Origin of the sequence: Marinibacterium sp. SX1 (genome assembly GCF_050389775.1) — a bacterium.
Classification (GTDB): Bacteria; Pseudomonadota; Alphaproteobacteria; order Rhodobacterales; family Rhodobacteraceae; genus Marinibacterium.
The window spans coordinates 4,167,208-4,191,373 of sequence record NZ_CP177144.1; the positions used below are offsets into that span (position 1 = coordinate 4,167,208).

The 24,166-nt window shown below is 67.6% G+C and carries 23 protein-coding genes; 6 read left to right on the forward strand and 17 right to left on the reverse strand.

Going from position 1 to position 24,166, the window contains the following annotated elements; all coding sequences use genetic code 11:
* Positions 1-33: 33 nt before the first annotated feature.
* The 5 genes from ACK3BB_RS18845 to ACK3BB_RS18865 form a co-directional block, all read right to left on the reverse strand.
* A complete protein-coding gene (locus ACK3BB_RS18845) occupies positions 34-483 on the reverse strand; it encodes a MarR family winged helix-turn-helix transcriptional regulator (RefSeq protein ID WP_428928766.1) in 450 nt (149 codons plus the stop codon).
* Between the two features lie 209 nt (positions 484-692).
* A complete protein-coding gene (locus tag ACK3BB_RS18850) occupies positions 693-1,133 on the reverse strand; it encodes an acyl-CoA thioesterase (protein WP_428926183.1) in 441 nt (146 codons plus the stop codon).
* Positions 1,134-1,188: 55 nt separating this feature from the next.
* Positions 1,189-2,379: an iron-containing alcohol dehydrogenase gene (locus ACK3BB_RS18855; RefSeq protein WP_428926184.1), complete on the reverse strand. Its 1,191-nt coding sequence runs from the start codon at positions 2,377-2,379 to the stop codon at positions 1,189-1,191.
* A gap of 111 nt (positions 2,380-2,490) precedes the next feature.
* Positions 2,491-2,901, reverse strand: coding sequence for a c-type cytochrome (locus ACK3BB_RS18860; protein ID WP_428926185.1), 411 nt, complete (start codon positions 2,899-2,901; stop codon positions 2,491-2,493).
* Positions 2,902-2,987: 86 nt separating this feature from the next.
* The gene (locus ACK3BB_RS18865) at positions 2,988-3,596 is read right to left on the reverse strand and encodes a DNA-3-methyladenine glycosylase I (protein WP_428926186.1); all 609 of its coding nucleotides are present in this window, start codon (positions 3,594-3,596) and stop codon (positions 2,988-2,990) included.
* A 369-nt stretch (positions 3,597-3,965) separates the two neighbouring features.
* On the opposite strand from ACK3BB_RS18865, the gene ACK3BB_RS18870 reads away from it, so the two are divergent.
* From ACK3BB_RS18870 to ACK3BB_RS18890, 5 genes are all read left to right on the forward strand, one after another.
* Positions 3,966-5,030 (forward strand): NAD(P)H-dependent glycerol-3-phosphate dehydrogenase, encoded by a 1,065-nt coding sequence (locus ACK3BB_RS18870; RefSeq protein ID WP_428926187.1) that lies wholly within the window; start codon positions 3,966-3,968, stop codon positions 5,028-5,030.
* A gap of 4 nt (positions 5,031-5,034) precedes the next feature.
* On the forward strand, positions 5,035-5,817 hold the full coding sequence (locus ACK3BB_RS18875) for an HAD-IIB family hydrolase (protein ID WP_428926188.1): 783 nt from the start codon (positions 5,035-5,037) through the stop codon (positions 5,815-5,817).
* 1 nt (position 5,818) lies between these two features.
* Positions 5,819-7,321 (forward strand): glucosylglycerol-phosphate synthase, encoded by a 1,503-nt coding sequence (ggpS, locus tag ACK3BB_RS18880; protein WP_428926189.1) that lies wholly within the window; start codon positions 5,819-5,821, stop codon positions 7,319-7,321.
* A 291-nt stretch (positions 7,322-7,612) separates the two neighbouring features.
* Positions 7,613-8,428, forward strand: a complete 816-nt coding sequence (locus ACK3BB_RS18885; protein ID WP_428926190.1) for a metallophosphoesterase — start codon at positions 7,613-7,615, stop codon at positions 8,426-8,428.
* A 56-nt stretch (positions 8,429-8,484) separates the two neighbouring features.
* Positions 8,485-9,168 carry a response regulator gene (locus tag ACK3BB_RS18890; protein ID WP_428926191.1) on the forward strand — a complete coding sequence of 228 codons (684 nt, stop codon included), beginning with the start codon at positions 8,485-8,487 and terminating at the stop codon, positions 9,166-9,168.
* Here ACK3BB_RS18890 and ACK3BB_RS18895 read toward each other — a convergent pair.
* Genes ACK3BB_RS18895 through ACK3BB_RS18910 form a run of 4 tightly spaced genes read right to left on the reverse strand, consistent with a single transcriptional unit; the run spans position 9,152 to position 13,409 of the window.
* A complete protein-coding gene (locus ACK3BB_RS18895) occupies positions 9,152-10,258 on the reverse strand; it encodes a sensor histidine kinase (RefSeq protein WP_428926192.1) in 1,107 nt (368 codons plus the stop codon). The two genes, ACK3BB_RS18890 and ACK3BB_RS18895, sit on opposite strands and share 17 nt — an antisense overlap.
* A gap of 41 nt (positions 10,259-10,299) precedes the next feature.
* Positions 10,300-10,749 carry a response regulator gene (locus ACK3BB_RS18900; protein ID WP_428926193.1) on the reverse strand — a complete coding sequence of 150 codons (450 nt, stop codon included), beginning with the start codon at positions 10,747-10,749 and terminating at the stop codon, positions 10,300-10,302.
* Entirely contained in the window at positions 10,742-12,220 is a 1,479-nt protein-coding gene (locus ACK3BB_RS18905; RefSeq protein ID WP_428926194.1) for a sensor histidine kinase, read from the reverse strand. Before ACK3BB_RS18905 ends, ACK3BB_RS18900 begins: the two co-directional genes overlap by 8 nt.
* 4 nt (positions 12,221-12,224) lie before the next feature.
* Positions 12,225-13,409 carry a sensor histidine kinase gene (locus ACK3BB_RS18910; RefSeq protein ID WP_428926195.1) on the reverse strand — a complete coding sequence of 395 codons (1,185 nt, stop codon included), beginning with the start codon at positions 13,407-13,409 and terminating at the stop codon, positions 12,225-12,227.
* A gap of 252 nt (positions 13,410-13,661) precedes the next feature.
* Here ACK3BB_RS18910 and ACK3BB_RS18915 point away from each other — a divergent pair, with 252 nt between their 5' ends.
* Positions 13,662-14,693 (forward strand): histone deacetylase family protein, encoded by a 1,032-nt coding sequence (locus tag ACK3BB_RS18915; protein WP_428926196.1) that lies wholly within the window; start codon positions 13,662-13,664, stop codon positions 14,691-14,693.
* A 66-nt stretch (positions 14,694-14,759) separates the two neighbouring features.
* On the opposite strand, the gene ACK3BB_RS18920 is transcribed toward ACK3BB_RS18915, so the two are convergent.
* The 8 genes from ACK3BB_RS18920 to ACK3BB_RS18955 all read right to left on the reverse strand — a co-directional run bounded on the left by ACK3BB_RS18920 (position 14,760) and on the right by ACK3BB_RS18955 (position 24,162).
* Positions 14,760-15,635, reverse strand: coding sequence for an isocitrate lyase/PEP mutase family protein (locus ACK3BB_RS18920; RefSeq protein WP_428926197.1), 876 nt, complete (start codon positions 15,633-15,635; stop codon positions 14,760-14,762).
* Between the two features lie 5 nt (positions 15,636-15,640).
* Entirely contained in the window at positions 15,641-16,915 is a 1,275-nt protein-coding gene (locus ACK3BB_RS18925) for a TRAP transporter large permease (RefSeq protein WP_428926198.1), read from the reverse strand.
* Positions 16,912-17,409, reverse strand: coding sequence for a TRAP transporter small permease (locus ACK3BB_RS18930; protein ID WP_428926199.1), 498 nt, complete (start codon positions 17,407-17,409; stop codon positions 16,912-16,914). Before ACK3BB_RS18930 ends, ACK3BB_RS18925 begins: the two co-directional genes overlap by 4 nt.
* A gap of 94 nt (positions 17,410-17,503) precedes the next feature.
* Positions 17,504-18,481, reverse strand: a complete 978-nt coding sequence (gene dctP, locus ACK3BB_RS18935; protein WP_428926200.1) for a TRAP transporter substrate-binding protein DctP — start codon at positions 18,479-18,481, stop codon at positions 17,504-17,506.
* Between the two features lie 296 nt (positions 18,482-18,777).
* Entirely contained in the window at positions 18,778-20,334 is a 1,557-nt protein-coding gene (locus tag ACK3BB_RS18940) for an ABC transporter substrate-binding protein (protein ID WP_428926201.1), read from the reverse strand.
* 80 nt (positions 20,335-20,414) lie between these two features.
* Entirely contained in the window at positions 20,415-21,491 is a 1,077-nt protein-coding gene (locus tag ACK3BB_RS18945; protein ID WP_428926202.1) for a DUF917 domain-containing protein, read from the reverse strand.
* 3 nt (positions 21,492-21,494) lie between these two features.
* The gene (locus ACK3BB_RS18950) at positions 21,495-22,619 is read right to left on the reverse strand and encodes a DUF917 domain-containing protein (RefSeq protein ID WP_428926203.1); all 1,125 of its coding nucleotides are present in this window, start codon (positions 22,617-22,619) and stop codon (positions 21,495-21,497) included.
* Complete coding sequence (locus ACK3BB_RS18955) at positions 22,612-24,162, reverse strand: hydantoinase/oxoprolinase N-terminal domain-containing protein (RefSeq protein WP_428926204.1); 1,551 nt, start codon at positions 24,160-24,162, stop codon at positions 22,612-22,614. The genes ACK3BB_RS18950 and ACK3BB_RS18955 overlap by 8 nt, the downstream gene beginning before the upstream one ends.
* Between the last annotated feature and the right edge of the window lie 4 nt (positions 24,163-24,166).

Here is a 24,166-nt window from a genome sequence, read left to right on the forward strand (position 1 = left end):
TGAGCGGCGCTGGCGGGGCCCGCGAAACAGACCTCAGCGGTCTTCGGGCCGCACCAGCGGTGCCCGGCTCTGGATATTCCCCGCATCCGTCAAAAGCTTGAGACAACGCATGAATTCCGTCCGTTCGCCATCCGCCAGGCTGGCCAGGATCGCGCCCTGCACATCACTGATCTCGGGCTCGACCCGGGCCAGCACCCGGGCGCCCCGGCGCGTCAGGTTCAGCTCGCGCGCGCGCCGGTCGCGCATGGACACCTGGCGCGAGATCAACCCCTTGGTCTCCAGCCGGTCGACCACCCCGCCAATCGTCGCCCGGTCATAGGCGATCAGCCCGGCCAGCGTGGCCTGGTCGATGCCCGGCCGTTCGGCCAGCACCGAAAGCGCGCCGTATTGCACCGCCGTCAGGTCCAGCCCCAGCGCCGCGATCCGCTCGTGAAACATGGCCATCGAGATCTGGTGCAGCCGCCGGATCAGGTGGCCGGGCATGTCGTGCACACGGTGATTTCCGGGCTCGTTTGCAGTCACTTGGCCCATACCCCCTGTTCGCCGGGGTTGCGCCCGTCGCCTCTTTGCGGCATCCGCCCGCCCCTCCCCGAGCATGGCTGGTGCAATCGCGACCAGATTATGTCGCATGACATACCAGGGCAAGGATTCTTGGCCCCGCGGCCCGTCCCGCCCGGCCTGCCCGGGGCCGGTCAGCCCAGCACCAGCCGGCCCAGGATCGCCCGGCGATCCGCGTCGATGGGCACGGGCCGATGCGATCCGCGGGCCACGTAGACATGCACGAAAAACCCTTCGGCCGCGGCCTCGTCCACGCCCCGGGCAAAGAGTCCGATCTCGTAACGTATTGACGACGTGCCCAATTTGGCCACCTTCAGCCCGGCATCGACCCAGCCGGGAAAGGCCAGCTCGGCGTGATATCGGCAGCCGGTCTCGACGACCAGCCCATAGCTCTCCGAGGTCTTGGGATCGAGCAGACCGTGGTCCATCAGCCAGCCGTTCACCGCCGTGTCGAACAGGGAATAATGGACCACGTTGTTCATGTGGCCATAGATGTCGTTGTCCATCCAACGGGTCTGGAGGGGCACGAATTCTGCGTAATCGGCGCGCGTCGCGCGCGGGGGTCGGTCGGCCATGGCAGGGATTTGGTCCGTTTTGTTCAAAGGGAAGGCTGGGGCAGAGGCAACGGGCTCAAAGCGCGGCGCGATAGATCTGCCGGGCGTGCTCCTCGGTCACCGGCCGGGGGTTGTTGACCAGCAGCCGGGTCTGCTTCATCGCATCCGCAGCCAGCCGGTCGATATCACCTTCGCCAATGCCCACCCCGCGCAGCCCCGGTTGCAGGCCCAGCTCGGTGTTCAGCGCGGCCAGCCGGTCGATCAGCTCGGCCGCGATGGCCTGGCTGTCGCGGTCCCGGTCGATATCGGGAAACACATGCGGGGCCAGGGCGGCATAGTCCGCGGCGCAGGCCGGGGCATTGAACCGCATGACCTGGGCCAGGACCAGCGCGTTGGACAGGCCGTGCGGCACGTGGAACAGCGCACCTACCGGGTAGGCCAGGGCATGGACCGCAGCGACGGGCGAATTGGCAAAGGCCTGGCCGGCCAGCATCGCGCCCAGCAGCATGTCGGACCGGGCAGCCAGATTGCCTCCGTCGGTCACGGCGGTGCGGATGTTGGCGCCCAGCAGGTCCAGCGCCTGGCAGGCCAGCATCCGGCTGAGCGGGTTGTTGTTGGCCGAGGCCGAGGTATAGGCCTCGATCGCATGCACCATGGCATCCACCCCGGTGGCCGCGGTGATGGCCGGGGGCAGGCCCAGGGTCAGATCGGCATCCAGCAGGGCCAGGTCGGGCAGGATCAGGGGCGAGACGACGCCTTTCTTCTCCGAGGTGCCGGTGGTCAGGATCGAGACCATGGTGACCTCGGACCCGGTGCCGGCGGTCGTGGGCACCAGGACCAGCGGCAGGCGCTGGCCGCGGGCCAGGCCCAGGCCATACATCTCGTCCAGCGGCTGATCCGACCGGGCGGCCAGGGCAGCGACCTTGGCGACATCCATCGACGAGCCACCGCCAAAGCCCACCACGCCCGCCGCGCCGGTCTCGCGGGCCAGGGCAGCGGCGGCCAGGACGGTGTCGGCCTTGGGGTCGGGCGCGACCCGGTCGAAGAGCTTGACGGCAAAACCGGCGCGGGCCAGATCGGCCAGCGCGGCATCGGCCAGGCCCAGGGACATGATGCCCGGATCGGTGATGAAGAGCAGCGGCACGGGGGCCGCCCCCCCGGGAGCGGCCCCCAGGGCCGGCATATCGGTCAGCAAGGCGCCCAGCCGGGCGGCGCCGCCCGGGTCCTGGCGGATCGCGCCGGTGGTGTTGAATGTGAAACTGGTCATCTGGCCCTCCCCTGCCCCGATGCCCGACATTTCACACCACGGAATGGCGTTTCGCAAGTCCGACACCCGTAGGATGGGTTTTCAAACCCATCGCGCCGCGGGTGCGGGACGTCACTCGGTGCGTTGCAGGCTTTCGAGATATTCGGCCAGGGCCACCAGCGGCGCGGGCGTGGGCGTCAGCACGCCATCCCCGGCATCGTAGGACACGACCGGCCCGTCGGCCAGGATGGCGCCGAACTCGGGCATGACCACGTCCCCGTGCTGGACCCGGGTGAACCCGTCGATCGTCGACATGACTCGGGTCATCGGAAAGGTGCCCCCGTTGCGCGCGGCGATCAGGGTCAGGTCGGGCACGTCGATGCCGTAGTCCTGCGCCAGGGGCCCGTCGCCCCGGGCCGACAGGCCATGGCACGAGGTGCAATTCTCGGCAAAGAGCAGCGCGCCTTGCGGCTCGGACGGTTGGGTGCAGGCCGCGGCGAGGGCAAGCCCCGCGACAAGGCCGATGGGCAGAAGGGCTTTCATGGCATCTTCCCGGTTGTTCCTGGCCCCAGTCTTGGCCGGTCGCGCCGGCGGGCGCAACCACATCCGCCGCCCGCGATGCGCCCCGGTCAGACCGGGGGCGTGAACGCGGCCCGGGCGGCGGCGGCCTGGTCCCGCAGGGCGCAGCCCGTGGCATGGTCGTTGATCAGCCCCATGGCCTGCATGAAAGCATAGACCGTCGTCGGCCCGACAAAGCGCCAGCCGCGCTTCTTGAGGTCCTTGGACAGGGCGACCGAAGCCTCGGAGGTCGAGGCGCTTTGCGGGATGGCCAGGCTGGCCGGATCGGGCTCGAACCGCCAGACATAGGCGGCCAGGGACCCTTCGGCGGCCACGAGGTCGCAGCAGCGGACGGCATTGTTGATGACGGCCGTGATCTTGCCACGGTGACGGACGATGCCCGCGTCGCCGAGCAGGCGGGCGACATCCGTGTCGTCATAGGTGGCAACCTTGCGGAAATCGAACCCGTCGAAGGCGGCACGGAAATTCTCGCGCTTGGCCAGGATGGTGCGCCAGGACAGGCCGGACTGAAAGCTTTCCAGGCAGAGCTTTTCGAAGAGACGGATATCGTCCCCCACGGGAAAGCCCCATTCCGCGTCGTGATAGGCAAAGAACTCGGGCGCCGAGGCGCACCAGGCGCAGCGCGGGCGGCCGTCGGGGCCGGGGATGGTGCCGGTCATGGCTATGCTCCTTGGGGTTGGGCAATTGGTAGCAGGCCGGGTGCGGGCCGCGCAATCGGGCGAAGGGGCCGGCGCGCCGAAACGGGGGGGCCGGGCTTGTCCGCCGTGACCGGCGGCCGCGCGGACATGCGGACAGGGCGGACATGGGCGGGTTTCTGCGGGTGCGCGGGAAAAATGTTGCGCTGCGGCGGAACCGATCCCGCGCGCGCGCGTTGACCCAGCGTCGGGACCATCAGGCCCCGGCTGGATTTCGCGACTTCGACCGGCGGGGCCTGGCCCCGCCGGTCTGACCTGACACCAACCCGAGAGGCCGGACCGATCCCCGAAGGAACCCTGAACAGCTCCCCCATCCCTTACCGAAACCTTGCCGTGCTGGGCTCCGGCTCATGGGGCACGGCGCTGGCCATGGTGCTGGCCCGCAATGGCCACGCGACCAAGATCTGGGCCCGCCGGGACGACCTGGCCCGCCGGATCAACGCCGACCGGCAAAACGCCGAATACCTGCCCGACATCCTTTTGCCCGCGGGGCTGACCGCAACCTCCGACCTGGGCGATGCGCTGGTCGCGGCCGAGGCCGTGCTGCTGGTCACGCCCTCGTCGTCGCTGCGCGAGATGTGTCGGGCGGCGCGGCCGCACCTGGCCGAGGGCGTGCCGGTGGCGCTGTGCTGCAAGGGCATCGAACGGGGCACCGGGCTGTTGCTGTCGGAAGTGGTGGGACAGGAGCTGCCGGGCCATCCGGTCGGCGCGATCTCGGGGCCGACCTTTGCCCGGGAAACCGCGCTGGATCATCCGACGGCCGCCACGGTGGCCTTTGAATGGCGCTACGAAGACCGGTTGAACCCCGAGAACTCTCCGGCCGCGCGCATGGCCATGTCGCTGTCGGGCGGCGGGTTCCGGCCCTATGTGTCCGACGACCTGATCGGCGTCGAGGTGGGCGGCGCGGTGAAGAACGTCATCGCCATCGCCTGCGGCATGCTGTCGGGCGCGGGCTTTGCCGAGAACACCCGGGCGGCGCTGATCACCCGGGGCACCGACGAGATGAAGCTGATGGCCGAGGCCCTGGGCGGCCGGCGCGAGACGGTGACGGGCCTGTCGGGCGCGGGTGACCTGACGCTGACCTGTTCGTCGACGACCTCGCGCAACATGTCGCTGGGCTTTCAGCTGGGCCAGGGCCTGGCCCGGGCCGATTGCTTTGGCGGGCGCAACGTGGTGGTCGAAGGCGAGGTCAACGCGGTGTCGGTCACCGACCTGGCCCGGCGCATCGGCGTGTCGATGCCGATCTGCGAGACGGTCCATGCCGTGCTGCACGAAGGCGCGGCGCTGGAGGCCAGTTTCAACGCGCTGTGGTCGCGGCCGATCGAGGCCGAGCCCCGGGCGCTGGACCTGTCCCTGGCCCATCCCGAACCGACGATGACCCTGCAATTCGGAAGCTGATCCCATGAACGTCATGCAACCCGCCCGCCCCGCCATCGCGGAGCGCCGCTTCACCCTGGCCACCGACCTCGACGGCACCTTCCTGGGCGGCACGCCCGAAGCGCGCCAGGTGCTCTATGACTGGATCGAGGCCAACCGGTTCACCATCGGGCTGATCTTTGTCACCGGACGCGACCCGGAATTCATCATGCAGATGTGCCGCGAAAACGGCCTGCCCTGGCCGGAATACGTGGTCGGCGACGTCGGCACGACCATCGCCCATGTGACCGGCAACGGCGGCATCGAACCGATCCCGACCTTGGAAGAGGACATTGCCGCCCGCTGGGCCGATCACGGCCCCCGCGTGCGCGAGGTGCTCGACGGCCACCCGGGCCTGCGCCTGCAACCCACGGCCTTCCGCTACCGGGTCAGCTATGACCTCGACCGCGACAGCTTTGACGACAGCGCCTGCGAAAAGGTCAAGGCGCTGGGGCTCGACTGGCTGATCTCGGACAACCGCTATTTCGACGTGCTGCCGCGCGGCGTGTCGAAAGGCCCGTCGATCCGCCGGCTGGTCGAACACCTGGGCATCCCCGAAGACCGCGTGCTGGTCGCCGGCGACACGCTCAACGACCTGTCGATGCTGGAATGCGGCCTGCCCGCCGTGGCGGTCGGCAATTCCGAAGAGGCCCTGATGGCCCGCGTCGGCCCGCTGGCCCATGTGCACAAGGCCCGCGCCCATGGCGCCGCCGGCATCCTGGAAGCGATCGACGCCCATTCCCTTCACGACATTCCGAAAGGCAGCTGACATGCCCTCGAACCTGGTTATCGTCTATCACCGCCAACCCTATGAAGAGGTTGTCGAAAACGGCAAGACCGTCTACCGCGAGAACAAATCCCCCAATGGCATCGTGCCGACGCTGAAATCCTTCTTCGGGCGGTTCGAAAGCGGCGCCTGGGTGGCCTGGAAAGAGGCCGAGGATCCGTCGAACCCCGATTTCGAACGGGTGGTCGAGATCGAGGACAAGTTCGGCAAGTATTCCGTCTCGCGCCTGCCGCTGACCAAGGAACAGGTCAGCAGCTTCTACCATGTCTCGTCCAAGGAAGCCTTCTGGCCGATCCTGCACGGGTTCAAGGAGCGCTACAATTACGACCCCGTCGACTGGCCGACCTTCCGCGAGGTCAACTGGGCCTTTGCCGAGGCCGCCGCCGCCGAAGCGGCCGAAGGCGCGGTGGTCTGGGTTCATGATTACAACCTCTGGCTGGTGCCGGGCTACCTGCGCCAGCTGCGGCCGGACGTGAAGATTTCCTTCTTCCACCACACGCCCTTCCCCGGGGCCGACATCTTCAACGTGCTGCCCTGGCGGCTGGAGATCCTGCAATCGCTGCTGGCCGCCGACGTGGTGGGCTTTCACATCCCGCGTTACGTCAACAACTTCGTCTCGGCCGCGCGCTCGCTGCTTGAGGTCGACGTGACCAAGCGCGAGAAGGTCAAGCCCGAGATGTCGTCGCAGGCCACGGCCCTGTCGGAACAATCGGTGCCCACCGAGATCAGCTTTGAAGGCCGCAAGGTCACGTTGCAGGCCTCGCCCGTGGGGGTGGATGTGGATTACATCGAAACCCTGGCCGGCACCGAGAAGACCCGCGCCCGGGCACGCAAGATCCGCGAAGGGCTGGGCGAGGCGCAGCTGGTGCTGTCGGTCGGGCGGACCGATTACACCAAGGGCGGGATCGAGCAGCTTGAGACCTTTGAGCGGCTGATCGAGACGCGGCCCGACCTGCGCGGCAAGGTGCAGCTGATGCATGTGTCGGTGCCGGCCAATCGCAACATGACGGTCTATGAAGAGATCCAGGAAAGCCTGGAGGCGACAACGGGCCGGATCAACGGGCGCTTTGGCTCTCTCGACTGGCAGCCGATCACGCTGGTGTCGCGGGCCGTGCCCTTCGAGGACCTGGTGGCCTATTACCGGGCGGCCGACGTGGCCTGGATCACGCCGCTGGCGGACGGGATGAACCTGGTCTGCAAGGAATATTGCGCGGCGCGCACCGATGGCGACGGCGCGCTGGTGCTGTCGGAATTCGCCGGCGCGGCGGTCGAGATGGGCTCGGCCGTGCTGACCAACCCGTTTTCCTACCGTTCGATGGACAGCGCCATTGCCCAGGCGCTGGAAATGTCGACCGATGACCGGCTGGGGCGGATGAAGGCGCTGCGCGAGATCGTGCGCAAGCAGGATATCCGCAATTGGGCCGAAGAGCAGATGTCGGCCATGGCCGGGGTGGAATTGCTGGAAACCGCGCCCGAAGTGGCCTGAGGCCGGGCTGTTTCCACGGTTTGCAGGGGCACCGCTTTGGCGGTGCCCTTTGCGTTTGGGCCGGGCGGTCGGCGACAAGCCGCCGTCCCGCGGCCACGGCGGGAACCGGCAGCCGGGCCTGTGCATTTGTCTAGCGCACCTGCCGGGGCTGTACCCAATCGCCCCTCCGGGGCTTTCGTTTGTCGCCCCTCCGGGGACTTCAAATTGTCGCCCCTCCGGGGATTTAAAATTGTCGCCCCTCCGGGGCGAAACCATGTTGCCCCTGGCCGGGGGTTTGCCACGGGAGTTAACATGCTCAAGATCGTCGTTCTCAGTGACCTGCACCTGCGCCCCAAGGGCGTGCTGTCGCACGGGCTGGATACCCATGACCGGCTGGTGCAGGGCATCGACTGGCTGAACCGCATGCATGCGGATGCCGACCTGTGCGTGCTGGCCGGCGATCTTGTCGACCTGGGCGAAAAGGCCGCCTACGAGCGGCTGAAGCACCAGATCGTCCGGGCCAAGGTGCCCATCGAGATGACGATCGGCAACCATGACGACCGCGATACCTTCCTGGCCGTCTTTGGCGAACGCCACCGGGCCGAGACCGGTTTTGTCGACAAGTGTCTGGATCTCAAGGGCTATCGCGTGATCATCCTCGACAGCGCCATCACCGGCGATCCGGCCGGGCGGCTGGAACCGGAACAGCTGCACTGGCTGGGCCAGCGGCTGGACCAGGCGGCCGACCGGCCGGTCATCGTGATCACCCATCACCATGCCAACCCGCTGATGACCCGGGTCGACCGCATCCTGATGCAGAACGGCACGGCCTTTGCCCGGGTGCTGAGCCGCCACAAGGATATCCGCCAAGTCATTGCCGGGCATGTGCATTATACCTCGACGGCGATCTGGCACGGCATCCCCTTCACGACCATCGCCGGAGGGCATTATTCCGTGCAGGCCATGCTGGACCCGGACGAACCCGTGCCGCACCTGACCGGGCCGGCGCAGATGGCCGTGGTGCTGGGCGGGGCGGATGGCACGATCGTGCATTTCGACGACTACATCAACGGCAACCCGGCGCTGGCCCCGGCCGGGCAGACCCTGCGCCAGGCGGCCACGGCTTAACCCTTTGTAAGGCTTTGCCCCCTAGACTTGCCTATTGGTGGAACAGGGGAACAACCATGGGGAAAGCCGAAGAGACCGGCGGCCTTGGGGCCGCGACAGAATTCGAACTGAACATCGTTCTCGTCGATGACGAGGCCTTTGACAGGCGCAACCTGTCGCGGCTGGCCGGCAAGCTGGGCCCGTCGATCAATGTTCAGGCCTGCGCCGACGAGGCCGAGTTTCGCAAGACGCTGGATGGCGGTGTCTTTGACATCTGCTTCGTCGACAACAACATGGGGGCCTGGAACGGGGTGCAGGCGGTGGACCTGCTGCACCATCACCCCCGGCATCGGGACACGCCGGCCGTCATGGTCTCGGCCCGCGACGACAGCGAAACCGTGGTGCGGGCGATGAAGGCCGGCTGTGCCAATTACCTGGAAAAGGGGCAGCTGACGGCCGAACGGCTGCGCGAAACGGTCTATGACGCGCTGAGCGATGCGCTGGCGGAAACCGTCGGGCGGGATCAGCTGGCCCATGTGGCCGATTGCATCGTGACGGGCATGTCCAACGGCTGCATCGGGGAATTGCGCCCCCGGCTGCGCACGATGTACCGCCAGATCAGCTTTATCCGCAGCTGCCACGTCAACGGGCTGCTGCCCTCGCCCGAGGCGCTGGACCTGCTGGAAACCCAATGCCTCGAGATCTGGCGCTTTACCGACGAGCTGGCCAATTACGGGCGCACCTTTACCCGGCTTCACTGATCGGGCCGGCCGCCTGGGCTTCGGCCGCGGGCAGATGCACGATGAAGGTCGACCCGACCCCGGGTCGGCCTTCGCACCATATGCGGGCGCCGTGACGGTCGGCAATCTTGCGGCAGGTGGCCAGGCCCAACCCGGTGCCGGCAAATTCCTCGGATCGGTGCAACCGGCGGAACGGCTCAAAGATCTCGGCAGCGCGGGCCGGGTCGATGCCGATGCCATTGTCCGACACCGCCAGCTCCCATCCACCCTCGACCGGCTCGGCCGACACATGCACGCGGGGCCGGTCGGAGCGGTTGTATTTCACCGCATTGGCCACGAGATTCTGCAACAGCTGTTCGATCTGCGGCTTGTCGCCCCGGATGTTCGGCAAGGCCCCGTCACAGAACACCTCCGCCCCGGCGGCGTCCAACTCGGCGGCCAGTGTCCGGCAGACCATGTCCAGCGCATCGCCCAGGTCGACCGGGCCGAATTGCGGCGGCGCCAAGTCGATCCTTGTATAGCTGCGCAGCGACAGGATCAGCGCCTCCATCCGCGCGGCACCGCCAGTGATGAATCCCATGACCTCGGCCATTTCGGCGGCAATCCCGGCGGGCAGGTCCTCTTCGAGCATTTCGATCGCGCCGCGGATCGTCTGCAACGGCCCGCGCAGGTCATGCACCAGCACATGGGCAAAGGTTTCGAGGTTGCGCCGGTGATCGTCGATCTCGCGCTGCATGGCCGCGCGTTCCAGCGCGTTGGTCACCGACCGGTGCAGCCCCTCGGGCGTGATGTTGCCCTTGGTCAGGTAATCCTGGGCACCACAGCGCATGGCCCGCACGGCGATATCCTCGTTGCCCTGGCCGGTCACCATGACCACGGCGGCAAAGGGCGCCCGGTCATGGATCGCGTTCAGCGCCTCCATCCCGTCGCAGCCGGGCAGCGAATAATCCAGCAGGACAACATCGCTGCGCGCCACCGGGTCCAGCCAGTCCAGCGCCTTGTCCAGCCCGAACACCTCGTCGATGCGCACCGGCGGGTCGGGCATGCGGGCCACCGCCCGGCGCAGCATGTCACGGTCATCCTCGTTGTCGTCGACGATCAGAAGGCGCATCCCATCCCCCTTGCTCTGGTCGGGCGACCCTGGCGGGCCGGTCATTTCGGGCGCAGCGCATAGCGAAACCAGTAATCGTAGAGCTGGGCCATCGAATCGGAAAATTCCTGCCAGGACACGGGCTTGCGCATGTAGGTATTGGCGCCCTCGGCATAACATCGGTCGACATCGCGCTGGTCGACCGAGGTGGTCATGATCACCACCGGGATCCGCGCCAGGTCGTCGCGCGCCTTGATCCGGGCCAGCACCTGGCGCCCGTCGAGCCCGGGCATGTTGAGATCCAGCAGCACCAGCCCCGGCGGCCGGGCGGCGCCCGCCCCCTGGAACCGGCCGGACCCGGTCAGGTAATCCCAGACCTCGGCCCCGTCGCGGAACCGGCGGATCGGGTTGTCGATGCCGCGCTTGCGGATCAGCGCCCGTTCAGCCGCTTCGAAATCGTCGTCATTGTCCTCGACGATCAGGATGTCCTGCTGCACCGCCGTTTCAGCCATGTCGCACCTCGGCAAGCCCGTCGGCCGGCGGCGGAATGACCGCGTCATGGGGCCCGAAATCGATGTAGAACGTGCTGCCCTGCCCCGGCGCCGATTGCAGGGTGATGCCCCCGCCGCGCGCCTCGGCCAGGCGGCGGACAAAGGCCAGCCCGGCCCCGGTGCCGGGCCCGTATTCCCCCGGCTGCACCAGGCGTTTGAACATGCGAAAGACATCCTCGTGGAATTCCGGGGCGATGCCGATGCCGTTGTCGCGGACATAAAAGACATCGCGCAGGACCTGGCCGCCGACGCTGACCCGGGGCGCAAAGCCAAGGTGCACCTCGGGCCGGACGGCATCGGAATAGGTCAGGCCATTGGCGATCAGGTTGCCCAGCACGGTCGCCACATCAGCCGGGTTGCCCCGGATCGGCGGCAGCGGCGTGTCGATGGCCACCAGCCCGCGGCGGGTCTCCAAGAGATTCGCCAACCGGTCGCGGATCGTACCGATGACGCTGGCCGGATCGACATCCTCGATGCCGCTGTCGGGATCGAGCCGCGAATAGGCCAGCAGGGTATCGGTCAGCGCCTCGGCCTGGCCGCAGAGATCCTGCATCCGCGCCAGCCGCCGCCGGGCCGCGTCGGGCAGGTCGTCGCCATGGTCCTCGACCAGGAAGCTGGCATGGTTGGCCACCCCCCGGATCGGCGCCTTGAGGTCATGGGCGGCCACGTGGGCGAATTCGTTCAGCTTGTTGTTGGTCATGTGCAAGTCGTTGTTTGCCTTATGCAATCTGGCATTTTGATCATCCAGAACCCGGTTCAACCCGGCGATTTCGGCAATCCGCCGACCCTTGTCGCGCAGCCCCGCCCACATCAGCACGATGACCGTGCCGGGCAGCAACAGCAGCAGGGTCGACACAAGGCCGAGCAGCACCATCATGTCGCGCCGTCGGGCATTGGCCCGGCCGAGCAGGGCCGTGGATATGGCATGATGGGCCTCGGCCAGGCCGGCGGCGGCGGCGCTGTCGGGAATGCGCACGCGGGCGTCGATCTCGGCGATCGGCAAGCCGGCGCGATGGCCTTCCTCGACCAGGATCAGCGCCCGGCGGTAATCGGCCAGGGTCCGGCGCAGGGCGCCCAAGCGAATGTTCAGCCCGACATCCACGGCCAGCCCTTCGAGAGCCACCAGCGCGCGCAGGGCCTCGTCGTACCGCAGCCGGGCGGCGGCGGCATAGGCCGGCTCATGGCCGCGCAGCACGGCATTCTTGAAATCGTGGATAAAGCCGGAATAGCCGATGGCCCGTTCGAAATCGAGAAGCAATTCAGGCAGTTGCCGGGTGAGCAGCCCCATGTCCGACCGATAGCGGGCCCGCAGGTCCAGAAGCGACACGGCCGCCGGCACATAGATCGCCACGGCGAGGAAGGCGGCCAGCCAGATCCACAGCCGCCGCCCCGAGGTGGCTGGTTTCGCCCTGTTCCGCACCCGCTCGCCCATCCGCTCAGGCTCCCTGAGCCAGGCCGGGCATGGCGCCGGCGTCAGTGGATTCCGCCGGGTCGGGCGCCAGCACGATGTAGAAGGTCGCGCCTTCTCCCGGCGCCGATTTCAGCACGACCTGACCGCCGATGCTTTCGACGACACGCCGAACAAAGGCCAGCCCTGCCCCCGTTCCGGGCCCGAATTCCTCGGGCTGGTGCAGGCGCTTGAACATGCGGAAGACCTGTTCCTGCTGGGCCTCGGGAATGCCGATGCCGTTGTCGCACACGTAGATCACGTCGCGCAGCCAGCGCCCGCCCTGCTCGACCCGGTCGAGATGGCCGATATGGACCGCCGGCGTATCGGATCGGTTGTAGGTCAGACCGTTGACCACCAGGTTGCCCAGCACGGTCGACAGGCCCGCCGCGCTGCCCCGGACCATCGGCAGGGGCGTGTCGATAACCAGGCTGGCGCCCTTTTCGGCCAGGGTTTCGGCCATCTGGTCGCGCAACTCGTCCACGACGGCGGCCAGATCGACGGTACCGTCCGATTCGTCGCGCCCGATCCGCGAGAAATCCAGCAGGGTGACGATCAGGTGTTCCATCTGCCGGCAAAGGTCCTGCATCCGGGTCAGCCGGCGCTGCGCATCCTCGGGCAGATGGGCGCCGTGATCCTCGGCCAGGAACCGCGCGTGATTGGCGATGCCGCGCATCGGCGCGCGCAGGTCATGCGAGGCGATATGGGCAAATTCCGTAAGCTTGTCATTGGCTTCGCGCACCCGACGGGATTCCACGCGACTGCTTTGCAGGGCCTCGTCCCGGGCGGCAAGATCGGCCCGTGACGGCATCGTCAGGAAGGCCGGCAACAGGCGCGCCAGCTCGACCGCCGTATAGACCGACACCACGGCCGTGGCGGCCTTGATCAGCCCCTGGAGGCCGTAGATCGGCAGCCACAGCGTGACCAGCCCGGCCAGGTGGCTGAGCGCACAGGCGGTTATGAAAGCGGCGAACAGCCGGGCGACCTTGGCATCGACCAGGTCCGGCCGGCGGCGCGCGGCCCGCAGGATGACCAGCGGGATGGTGAAATAGGCCAGCGCGATCATGACATCCGACAGCCCGTGCAGCGCCAGCAGGTCGGGCCGCCACAGCAGGCACATGCCATGGGGCATGAAGACATCCGACAGGAACAGCTCCTTCCATCCGTCCAGCATGTCCCGTCCAACCCTTCCCCGCCCGATCCGGGCCAGACCCGCAGCAGATCCGCGCCAGATGGAGACCCGTTTCCGGCCCGATCAACGCCCGGCCCGACACACCCCGTGCCCGGCCCCTGCGTCCGTTGCGCCCAGTCTGGACCCAGGACCTTATCAAAGGGTTAATTCTGCCCCGCCCCCATGACGAACCGCTGGCCCCCGCGGCGATTTGCGCTAGGCTCGCCGCCAGTTCAGACCATCCGGACACGACACATGCGCATCTTCCATTCCGAAACCCACCGCCGCCATTTCCCCCAGGGCGAGCTGAACGGCGGCGAGCTTGTCACCCCGTTCGAGCGCCCCAGCCGCGTGGAATACGTGCTGAACCGGCTGAAGGACCGGGGCCTGACCGATATCGTGGCGCCCGATGCGCCCGACCGGGCGGCGATTGCCGCGCTCTGTGATCCGGGCTACCTGGAATTCCTGGAAACGGCCTGGGATCAATGGGTTGCCGAAGGCTTCCGGGGCGAGATCATCGCCGCGTCCTTCCCCGTGCGGCGGATGCAGACGGCCCGCCCCCCGCGCAATATCGACGGCAAGGCGGGCTATTACTGCCTGGCCGCCGAAACGGCGATCACCAATGGCACCTGGGAGGCCGCGCTCGGCTCGGCGGCCTGTGCGCAATCGGCGACCCGGGCGGTGATCGGCGGCGCCCGCGGAGCGTTTGCGCTCTGCCGGCCGCCCGGCCACCATGCCACGGCCGACATGTACGGCGGCTATTGCTTCATCAACAACGCGGCGCTGGCGGCCGAGGCCCTGCGCGCGGGTGGCGCCGGGCGGGTGGCCGTACTGGACATCGACTTCCACCATGGCAACGGCACCCAGGACATCTTCTACGCCCGCGACGACGTGTTCTTCGCCTCGCTGCACGGCGCGCCCGAAGATGCCTTTCCCTATTTCCTGGGCTATGCCGACGAGACCGGCAGCGGCGCGGGCGAAGGTGCCACGCTGAACCTGCCGATGGCCCCCGGCACGCCCTATGCCACCTGGAGCCAGGCGCTGGACACCGCGATTGCCGCGATCCGCGCCCATGGGGCCGAGGCGCTGGTCGTGTCGCTGGGGGTGGATGCCTACAAGGACGACCCGATCAGCTTCTTCAAGCTCGACAGCCCCGATTTCACCGATGCCGGTCGGCGTATCGCCGGGCTGGGCCTGCCGACGGTCTTCTGCATGGAAGGCGGCTATGCCATCGAGGCCGTGGGCATCAACACGGTCAACGTCCTCGAAGGCTTCGAAGGCGCGTGAGCTGCGGGATGGCGGGCGGGGCGTCGCTGCCCGGGGCAGCGCGCGTCCGTCCCGCCGGCCCGGCCATCAGCTGCGGCGCGACGAGGCGTAGGTTTCCGACATCTCGTAGTAATCGTCAAAGCCGATGCGCTGGCGCAGCTCGGTGAAATCCATCTGGCCGGGGCGCCGGTCCTCGCGCATGGCCCGCAGCGTGGTGACCATGGCCTGCATGGCCGAGGCCATCAGCGACAGCGGATAGGCCGCGATCGAATAGCCGATGTCGCGCAGCTCGGCATTGGTCAGGTCGGGCGTCTCGCCACCTTCGACGATATTGGCCATCTTGGGCCCGGGCAGCTCGTCGCAGATCCGGCGCATCTCGGCCACGTCCTTGGGCGCTTCGACGAACAGGATGTCGGCGCCCAGCTCGGCAAAGCGCGCCGCCCGTTCGATGGCCTCGGACAGCCCGTGTTCATGGCGGGCATCGGTGCGCGCCAGGATCAAAATGTCCTGCCCCTGTTCGCGCAGGGCGCTGCGCTCGTCCACCGCCGCGCGGATGCGGTCAAAGGCTTCCTCGCGCGTGACCACGGCCTTGCCCGGCGTATGGCCGCAGCGCTTGGGCGCCAGCTGGTCCTCGATCATGACCGAGGCACAGCCGGCCTTGGCAAAGCCCGACACCGTCCGGCGCACGTTCATCGCGTTGCCATAGCCGGTGTCACCGTCGCCGATCAGCGGAATGTCGATGGCATCGGTGATGTTGCGGGCCTGGTCCAGCACCTCGGAATAGCTCATCAGGCCAAGGTCGGGCGCGCCGATCCGGCTGGCCGAGGTGGCAAAGCCCGACATGAAGGTCAGCGGATAGCCTTCCTGCTGGATCAGCTTGGCCGAAAGGGCATCGAAACAGCAGGGCATCGTGTGGCACTCCTCCTGCGCCAGCAGGACGCGGAGATTGTCGGCAACGGTCATGGGTCTCACCATTTGAACGGGATATAAAGCGCGAGATCGGGCACGGCATAAAGCGCGGCAACGGTCACGAGCATCAGGACAAGGAAGGGCCAGACCCCCCGGGCGACCTGCGCCAGCGAGGTTCGGGCCACGGATTGGATGACATAGAGGTTCAGCCCGACAGGCGGGGTGATCAGGGCGATTTCGACCATGATGACCATGTAGATGCCGAACCAGACCGGGTCAAAGCCCAGGGCCAGCACGGTGGGCAGCAGCACGGGCGTCATGATCAGGATCATGGACATGGCCTCGAAGACCAGGCCCATCAGCACCAGCACGACCGACACGGCCACGATGAAACCCAGCGGCCCGTCGAACGTCTGGGCCAGGAAGGCCGAGACATCCTGGGGGATGCGATAGAGCGCGATGGCCTTGCCGAAGACCTTGGCCCCGGCGATGATCAGCAGGATGGCCACGGTGGTCAGCGCGCTTTCACGCACGGCGGCCCAGAAATCGGCCAGGCTGAGCGAGCGCAGCCAGAAGGTCGTGATGACCAGCGCCGCGGCAAAGCCCACGGCCGCGCCTTCGGTCGGCGTGAAGGCCCCCGAGTAGAGCCCGGCAATGACCAGCAGGGCCAGGGCCAGCGAGGGCAGCGCGCGCTTGGTGGCCTGCACCCGCTCGGGCCAGCTGGCCGGGGCCATGGGCGTGTAGGCCTGCGAGAACCGGCTGTAGAGCATCGAAAACACGACAAAGAGCGCGATCAGCACGATGCCCGGGGCGATGCCCCCGAGAAAGAGCGCAATGACCGATTGCTCGGTGACAAAGCCGTAGACGATCATCGGGATCGACGGCGGGATCAGGATGCCCAGCGTGCCCCCGGCGGCCAGCAGGCCGTAGACAAAGCGCCGGTCATAGCCCCGGCTGATCATCTCGGGGATGGCCACCGTGCCGATCGTCGCGGCGGTGGCCACCGACGAGCCGGAAATCGCGGCAAAGAGCGCACAGCTGAGGATCGTGGCCACGGCCAGCCCGCCGGGCCAGTGCCCGACCCAGGCCTGCACGGCGGCAAAGAGGTCGCGCCCCACCCCGCCTTTCAGCAGGACGTTGGACATCAGCAGGAACAGCGGCACGGCCAGCAGGATGAACCCGTCCAGCGTCGACAGCACGGCCTGCGGGGCCATCAGGGGCGAGAACCCGCCCAGCATGAGCATGCCAAGCCCCAGCCCGCCCAGGGCAAAGGCCACGGGCACGCCGAGCAGCAGCAGCGCGAACAGCGCCAGAAGGATCAGGATGACGGTCATTCGTGGCTGCTCCCCAGGGTCACGGTTGTGCCGTCGCGAAGGCCGGCCAGTTCGGCCAGGGCCTGCAGCGACAGCAGGGCAAAGCCCACGGGCACCGACAATTCGGCCACCCAGGCCGGCAGGTCCAGGATCGACCCGGTGGTGCGCCCGCGCACCCAGCTTTCATGGAAGATGTCCCAGCCGTACCAGGTCACGATCAGCGAAAAGACCAAGACGAAGACGAGGGCAAAGGCCACGCAGGCCCTCTGGACCGGGCGGGGCAACAGGCCGGTCACGGCATTGACCGTGATGTGGTGGCGCAGGGCCAGCACATGGGCCATGGCCAGCAGGCAGCCCCAGATCAGGCAGAGCTGGCTGAGCTCGGCCGCCCAGATCGTCGGGCGGGTGAAGAAATAGCGGGCGACGACCTCGTAGGTCAGCATCGCGCCGGTCGCGGCCAGAAGCACCGCGCCCAGCATGCCCGCCAGGCGGGACACTTGTGAAATCAATGACATGGGGGCCTCAGACACGAGCCGGGAATGGGGCAACTCGCCCCGGAAAGATCGACCGGCGGGCGCGTGTCGGCCCGCCGGAGAGCGTGCGGCGGCGTCAGTCGCCCAGGCTGTCCAGGATGCCCTGGCCGGCCTCGCCCGAGGCGGCGACGTAATTGTCGTAGACCGGCTGGACGACCTCTTTCCAGGCCGCCAGGTCCTCGTCCGACAGCTCGACGATGGTCATGCCGTTCTCTTCGGCCGCGGCATAGGCCTCGGCCTCGATCTGGGACATGCGGTCGCGCACGTCTTCCTGGGCCACGGCCGCGGCCTCGGTGATCTGGGCGCGGATCTCGTCGGACAGGCCGTTCCACCAGTCGGTGTTGACGACAACGACAAATTCGATGTCGGCATGGTTGGTCACGGTGATCGTGTCCATGACCTCCCACAGCTTGCGCGACTTGACGCCCGACACGCCGGTCATGCCCACGTCGACGGTGCCGCGCTGGTAGGCCAGGTATTGTTCCGATCCCGAGATCAGCGTCGGCGCGCCGCCCGCGGCGGTCACGAAATCGCCCAGGGTCTTGCCGAAGACCCGGACCTTCTTGCCTTCCAGGTCCTCGGGCCGGGTGATCGGGCCGCCCTGCGACAGCAGGATCGCCCCGCCATAGGCCTGCCAGTAGAGGATCTGGCCGCCGGTCTCGGCCACGGCCGTCTCGATCGTGTCGCGCACGGTGCTGCCCTGGGCCACGGCCGCGCGGACCTTGTCTTCGGTGTTGAAGAGGAAGGGCATGTAGAACACGTCGACCACCGGCGCGTCACCGACATAGCGCGTCAGCGAGGCCACCCCGGCCTCGATCGCGCCGGAGCCGACGGCGGCGGGCACTTCCTTGTCCTTGTAGAGCGTGGCGCTGTCGTAGATCTCGACATCGATGGCGCCGCCGGTGCGCTCCTCGACCTCTTTCTCGAACAGCGACAGGTTTTCGCCCAGGTGGCTGGTCAGGGGCAGCTGCAGCGAGATGCGCATCTTTTCCTGGGCCACGGCCGTGCCGGCAACAAGGGCGCCGATGGCGGCGCCAAGCAGAATACTCTTCATGGTGTCTCCTCCCGATGGCCCATGGCCTCCCCGGCCCCGGGCGGCGACCACCTTAGCCGCTGGGCCACGTCGCGCAACCCCCTTGATCTGCGTAATATTTCCACAACTGCACCGGATGGTGCAAAGTCCGGCGACCGTCCGACCGGCCCGGCCGCGCCCCCCCGCCCCCGCGTGCCGCCAGGCGGCCGGACGGGCCGGGCGGTGGGGTAAACCCCACCCTACGGGCGGCCGGCCGAAACGGCACCGCCCGGGCCATGATGACCCGGGCGGCGTTCGGTACGTCCTGCGGGAAGAGGTCAGTCGCAGGTCCAGTACATGGTCGAGAAATCGTAATCCCAGCTCATCATCGGCTTGAAGCCATAGCCCTGCAGGCACTCGCTCATGGCGTGGCGCTTCTGCTGGACCAGCATGTAGACGTCGGATGCGCTTTCATGCAGCTTGACCTGGATCTCCTTGTAGATCGCGTTCTGCTCGGCCACGTCGGTGGTGGCCCGCGAAGCATCGATCAGGGCGTCGATCTCGGGATCCTGCTGCCATTCCATCGACGCCCAGGTGCCGGCGCTGTCGGAATGGTATTGCACGTAGAACACCGAATCCGGCGAAGGATAGGACGGGCCGTTGAAGACCTGGGTGGTCGCCGGCGTGGTCTCGGCGGCGCCGGCCAGTTCGGTGATGCGGTTCCAGGGCTCGGGCTTGAGGTCGAGCGTGATGCCGATGGCTTCGAGATTGGCTTGCATCAGCAGGGCGATGTCTTCCTCGAAGGACAGGCCCGCCACGTAGGTATGGCTGATGGTCAGGTCCTGGCCTGCATATTTCGACTTGGCCAGTTCCTCGGCAGCCTTTTCCAGGCTGTATTCCGGGGCCGGCAGATCCGAGGCATAGGCATCGGCAAAGGCCGGGGCCATCGGGCCGTTCATCGGCGCGCCGGGGTAGATGACCGACTGGATCGTGTCGTAATCGGTGGCATACTGGATCGCCCGGCGGACATGGACGTCATCGGTCGGCGCGACCTTGGTGTTCATCTTGATGTAGAACCCCGTTGCCGTGGGGATTTCCTCGACCCGGTAATTGTCCATCGCGGCGATGGCCTCGAAGGTCTCGTTGGCATGGGCATTGGCCGAGAACGCCAGTTCCCCCGAGCTGGCCAGGGCCTTGACCGTGGCCTCGTCGTTGGTGATCACGAAGCGGATCGTGTCGATCGGCGTGCCCTTGTCCCAGCCGGCGTGGTAATCGGCATACCGTTCGACCACCATTTCCGAACCGCGGTTCCAACTGGCCAGCCCGTAGGGCCCGGCGCCGAAGCTGGCCGCACCCACGGCATCCTCGCCCCATTCCTCGCCCGAGGCGGCCTTGACGGCCTCTTCGTTCAGCACCAGCAGCAGGGGCGTCGTGGTGATGAAGGGGGCAAAGACCTTGGTCAGGCCGATGCTGACGGTCTTGTCGTCGACGGCGGTGACCGCCGCGGGGTCGACCAGGCCGGTGAACAGGTAGGACGGGCCTTCGTTCAGGGCCAGCAGGCGCTGGATCGAATAGACCACGTCCGAGGCCTGGACCGGCGAGCCGTCCTGGAAGGTCGCGCCGTCCTTCAGGGTGAAGGTATAGGTCAGGTTGTCGTCGGAAACCTCCCAGCTGTCGGCCAGCTGGGGCACGATGGCGCCGTCGGTGTCCAGCGTGGTCAGCCCGTCATAGAGGTTCACCGCGCCCATGTACTCGGTGTAATCGTTGACCTTGGCCGGGTCGATCGTGCCGAAGACCTGGGTGGCGTTGACGGTGATCGCCACCTCGGCCAGGGCCGGGGCGGTCATCATCGTGGTTGCGGCCAACGCCGCGAGGGTACGTTTCGTGAGTGTCATCTTTGGTCCCTGTTGTTGTGTCGGAGAGCTTGGGGGGCGCCTCCTTCCCCTCGCCCGCCCGGCGGGCGAAACTGGTGCCCTCACCCGCCCAGCGGGTGAAAGGCGTGGTCGTAGCCAAAGTAGCCCGGCCCGGCGAGCGCGATGCCCGCGGGCGTGCGCCATTGCGGGTCGGACGGCACGCCGGTCAGTTCGATCATCAGCCCGTAGCGCAGCTGTTCGGTGGTCACGGGCATGCCCATGTCGGCATCCAGCGCGCAGATCAGGTCGGGCGTGGAACAGACGACCTCGCCCTGGGCCGTCTCGGCCAGGAGGAATTCGTTCTGGAAGCGCACGACCATGTCCTGACCGTGGAAGGCATCGACGCCGCGCACCTTCAGCGTGCCCCGGGCAAAGCCCCCGGTGGTCGCGCGTTCGACATCGGTGACCCGGCCGGTGAACAGGTGCGTCCCGCCCAGCTTGCCGCGCAGGGCCGGGCCGGGATGTTCCGACCGGGCGCGCGACGACAGGATGGTCTGGCCGATATCGCGGATCAGCGTCATCGTGCGCCGCAGGATCGAGGCCTTCATCTGGGCGCCCGACATCGGGTAGGCCGCGACCAGCGCCGCGCCGCCCATCTGCACGGTGACCGCCCGGGCCAGCCGTTCGGTCCAGGCGTTGTCGATGGTCGAGAAGACCGTCGAATTGCCCTTGTCATCGGCCAGCGCCAGGGGCGTGGCGGCGATGTCATGCATGGTAAAGCTGACCATCTGCAGCTCGGGAAAGGCCCGGCCCATGCCGTCGCCGTCGATCAGCGGCAGGCCGGTGGTGGCGGCCACGGCATAGGGAATGGTCGAATTCAGCCCGCCGGCCTCGACACAGATCAGCGCCCCGGCCTTCTGGCCCAGGAATTGTTCCAGCTCGGCCAGCGCTTTGAGGATCTCGTCGCCCGAGGGCAGCTTTTCGACCATGACGGTCGGCGCGCCCATCATGAAGACCGGCACGCAGAGCGTGTCGTCATCGACCTCGTCGGCATCGATCACCCGGACCGGCCCGCTGTCGGCCAGCGCGTTGCGGGCCATGAGCTTGCCGATATAAGGGTCGCCGCCCCCGCCGGTGCCCAGGAAGGCCCCGCCAAGCGCAATGGCATCGAGATCCTCGGCGGTCACATCGTATCCCATGGCTCAGCCCTCCTTCAGCGGGGTGAAGGTCAGGTCGAGGCCAAAGGCCGCCGGCCCGACGACATCCAGCGCCTGCGGGCTGCGCAGCAGGTCGTGGCAGGGCAGCGCCACGATGGCCACGCGCTGGCCATAGCGCAGCATCTCGGTGGTGATCGCCTCGCCCGTGTCGACATCCAGCACCAGGATCAGGTCGGGCACGCAGCATTCCATCTGGCCGTCGTGGAAGAACACCAGGTTCTCGTTCTGGATCAGCACCGACCCGCTTTCGCCGTTGTGGGTGTCGATGCCCGACAGCTGGACCTCGCCGCGCACGAACCCGCCTTGCAGGTGGCGCTTGAGATCGGTGATCTTGCCGGTGAACAGCTTGCGCCCCTTCTCGACCCGGCAGATCTCGGCAATCGGGTCGTCATGGGCCGCCTGGGCGCGCAGCACGGCCCGGCCGAGGTTGATGGCCTGGGTATAGCTGTCGGGAATGCCGAACTTCTTGATGAAGGCCCCGCGCATCGGCGCCGAAGCCAGGGTCGATGCCCCGCCCTGCGACACCACGCAGGCCCGGGCCATGCGCTCGTGCCAGATCTCGGAGGCCGCGTGCTGGAACACCACGGCATTGCCGTGCACGTCGCACATGGCCGAAGGCGTCGAGCGGTGGCCGTAGATCGAATAGGTCGTCATCTGCATTTCCGGGAAGGCCCGGCCCATGCCGTCGCAATCGATGACCGGCAGGCCGGCAAAGGCCCCGACCATCAGCGGCTCCATCGAGTTCGACCCGCCGATCTCCTCGCAGGCCACGGCATCGACCGTCACGCCCAGGTGCTCTTCGAGCACGCGGACACAGCGCAGGCCCTCGCGGCCCTCGCGGATGCGCTCGACGCCCACGACCGGCGCGCCGATGCCGCCCAGCGACACGCAAAGCGCGTCATCGGCGATCTTCTGGTGCGGCAGGATGGTCAGCTTGAACCCTTCGCGCATGGCCTCTTCGGCGCGCAGCCGGCCGATGTAGGGGTTGCCCCCGCCGCCGGTGCCCAGGATGCCCGCGCCGATTTCCAGCGCGCGCAGGTCGTCGTGATCCAGCACCCACAGGTCGGCGGGATCATAGGCCAGGTCCTTGACCGTTGCGGCTTCAGCCATGGGTCGCCTCCATCTCTCCGACGACCTTGACGTGGATGCGCGTGGCATTGCCCGGCAGGTAGGCCAGCGGCACGTCTTCGCGTTCGATGACCTGGATCGTGTCGCGCGCGGCACCGGCGGCCACGGCGTTTTCGGTCGCCTCGGCCTCGGCCTGGGCCAGGCAATCCTCGCGGGTCAGACCGTTTTCCAGGGCAAAGACCCGGTCCACCTCGCCCGAGATCTGGGCGATGGCCGCGCCGACGGCATTGGCCACGGCAAAGTTGTCGGGCCGGATGACCGTCAGGTCGCCGACCGTGCCGGGCATCAGGATCGACCCGCCGCCCACGGCGATCACCGGGATCGGGTCGGGCGACACGCGCGAGCGTTCGACGGCGTTTTCCAGCATGGTCGTGATCGTGTTCAGCGCGGCGGTGACCAGATCCGAAGACAAAGCGCCAACCCGCTCCGCATCGCCCACCGCCGCCTTGCCGCCGGCCACCGCGATATCCGTGGTGGTCAGCGTGTCACCCCCGAAGACGAGGGCCTTTTCCGTGATGCGGTATCCTACCGATTGGGGACCTACCTTGGCGCCGTCTTCGGCAACGAGCGAACCGCCGCCCAGGCCGATCGAGAAGACATCCGGCATCCGGAAATTCGTGCGCACCCCGCCGACGTCCACCACCGTGGCCGCCTGGCGCGGGAAGCCCAGGTGCAGCGCGCCCACATCCGTGGTCGTGCCGCCGATATCGACGACGATGGCTTCCTTGACGCCCGTCAGGAAAGCCGCGCCGCGCATGGAGTTCGTCGGCCCCGAGGCAAAGGTCAGCACCGGGAAGCGCTTGACCGTCTCGGCCGCCATCAGCGTGCCGTCGTTCTGCGTGATATGGAAGGGACAGTCCAGCCCCGCATCCCGCAGCGCCTGGCCAAAGGCCGTGACGGTCTTGTCGGCCAGTTCCAGCAGCGAGGCATTCATGATCGCCGCGCTTTCGCGCTCCAGGATGCCGATGCGCCCGATCTCGGTCGACAGCACGACCGGCACGCCGGGGCAATGTTCGGCAAAGATCTCGGCCGCGCGCTGTTCCATCGCCGCGTTGATCGGGCCGAAGACACAGGTGACGGCAATGGCCTTCAGCCCGTTGTCGCGCACCTCTCCGGCGATGCGGATCAGCTCGGCCTCGTCCAGCGGCGCGATCTCGCGGCCGTCGAATTCATAGCCCCCGTGCACCAGGTAGCCATGGCGGTCGACCACGTATTTCAGGTCTTCGGGCCAGTCGACGGTGGGCGGCAGGCAGGCCGTGGCCGGCAGGCCCAGCCGCACGGCGGCCACCTGGGCCAGGTGGCGGCGTTCGATCACGGCATTGGTGAAATGCGTCGTGCCGATCATCACGTTGCCGATCGCCGCCCGGTCGATCCCGGCCGCCTCGATCGCACCGTTCATGGCCGCGACAACCCCGGTGGTCACATCCTCGGAGGTCGGTGCCTTGATGCCCGACAGCACCTTGTCGCCATCCATCACGACCGCGTCGGTGTTGGTGCCGCCTACGTCAATTCCAAGTCTCAGCAACGGG

Excerpts from the sequence above, each read along its gene's own strand:
- ACK3BB_RS18845 (WP_428928766.1), bottom strand. The coding sequence starts at position 483 with ATGCCCGGCCACCTGATCCGGCGGCTGCACCAGATCTCGATGGCCATG.
- ACK3BB_RS18850 (WP_428926183.1), bottom strand. The coding sequence starts at position 1,133 with ATGGCCGACCGACCCCCGCGCGCGACGCGCGCCGATTACGCAGAATTC.
- ACK3BB_RS18855 (WP_428926184.1), bottom strand. The coding sequence starts at position 2,379 with ATGACCAGTTTCACATTCAACACCACCGGCGCGATCCGCCAGGACCCG.
- ACK3BB_RS18860 (WP_428926185.1), bottom strand. The coding sequence starts at position 2,901 with ATGAAAGCCCTTCTGCCCATCGGCCTTGTCGCGGGGCTTGCCCTCGCC.
- ACK3BB_RS18865 (WP_428926186.1), bottom strand. The coding sequence starts at position 3,596 with ATGACCGGCACCATCCCCGGCCCCGACGGCCGCCCGCGCTGCGCCTGG.
- ACK3BB_RS18875 (WP_428926188.1), top strand. The coding sequence starts at position 5,035 with ATGAACGTCATGCAACCCGCCCGCCCCGCCATCGCGGAGCGCCGCTTC.
- ggpS (WP_428926189.1), top strand. The coding sequence starts at position 5,819 with ATGCCCTCGAACCTGGTTATCGTCTATCACCGCCAACCCTATGAAGAG.
- ACK3BB_RS18885 (WP_428926190.1), top strand. The coding sequence starts at position 7,613 with ATGCTCAAGATCGTCGTTCTCAGTGACCTGCACCTGCGCCCCAAGGGC.
- ACK3BB_RS18890 (WP_428926191.1), top strand. The coding sequence starts at position 8,485 with ATGGGGAAAGCCGAAGAGACCGGCGGCCTTGGGGCCGCGACAGAATTC.
- ACK3BB_RS18895 (WP_428926192.1), bottom strand. The coding sequence starts at position 10,258 with ATGCGCCTTCTGATCGTCGACGACAACGAGGATGACCGTGACATGCTG.
- ACK3BB_RS18900 (WP_428926193.1), bottom strand. The coding sequence starts at position 10,749 with ATGGCTGAAACGGCGGTGCAGCAGGACATCCTGATCGTCGAGGACAAT.
- ACK3BB_RS18905 (WP_428926194.1), bottom strand. The coding sequence starts at position 12,220 with ATGGGCGAGCGGGTGCGGAACAGGGCGAAACCAGCCACCTCGGGGCGG.
- ACK3BB_RS18910 (WP_428926195.1), bottom strand. The coding sequence starts at position 13,409 with ATGCTGGACGGATGGAAGGAGCTGTTCCTGTCGGATGTCTTCATGCCC.
- ACK3BB_RS18915 (WP_428926196.1), top strand. The coding sequence starts at position 13,662 with ATGCGCATCTTCCATTCCGAAACCCACCGCCGCCATTTCCCCCAGGGC.
- ACK3BB_RS18920 (WP_428926197.1), bottom strand. The coding sequence starts at position 15,635 with ATGACCGTTGCCGACAATCTCCGCGTCCTGCTGGCGCAGGAGGAGTGC.
- ACK3BB_RS18925 (WP_428926198.1), bottom strand. The coding sequence starts at position 16,915 with ATGACCGTCATCCTGATCCTTCTGGCGCTGTTCGCGCTGCTGCTGCTC.
- ACK3BB_RS18930 (WP_428926199.1), bottom strand. The coding sequence starts at position 17,409 with ATGTCATTGATTTCACAAGTGTCCCGCCTGGCGGGCATGCTGGGCGCG.
- dctP (WP_428926200.1), bottom strand. The coding sequence starts at position 18,481 with ATGAAGAGTATTCTGCTTGGCGCCGCCATCGGCGCCCTTGTTGCCGGC.
- ACK3BB_RS18940 (WP_428926201.1), bottom strand. The coding sequence starts at position 20,334 with ATGACACTCACGAAACGTACCCTCGCGGCGTTGGCCGCAACCACGATG.
- ACK3BB_RS18945 (WP_428926202.1), bottom strand. The coding sequence starts at position 21,491 with ATGGGATACGATGTGACCGCCGAGGATCTCGATGCCATTGCGCTTGGC.
- ACK3BB_RS18950 (WP_428926203.1), bottom strand. The coding sequence starts at position 22,619 with ATGGCTGAAGCCGCAACGGTCAAGGACCTGGCCTATGATCCCGCCGAC.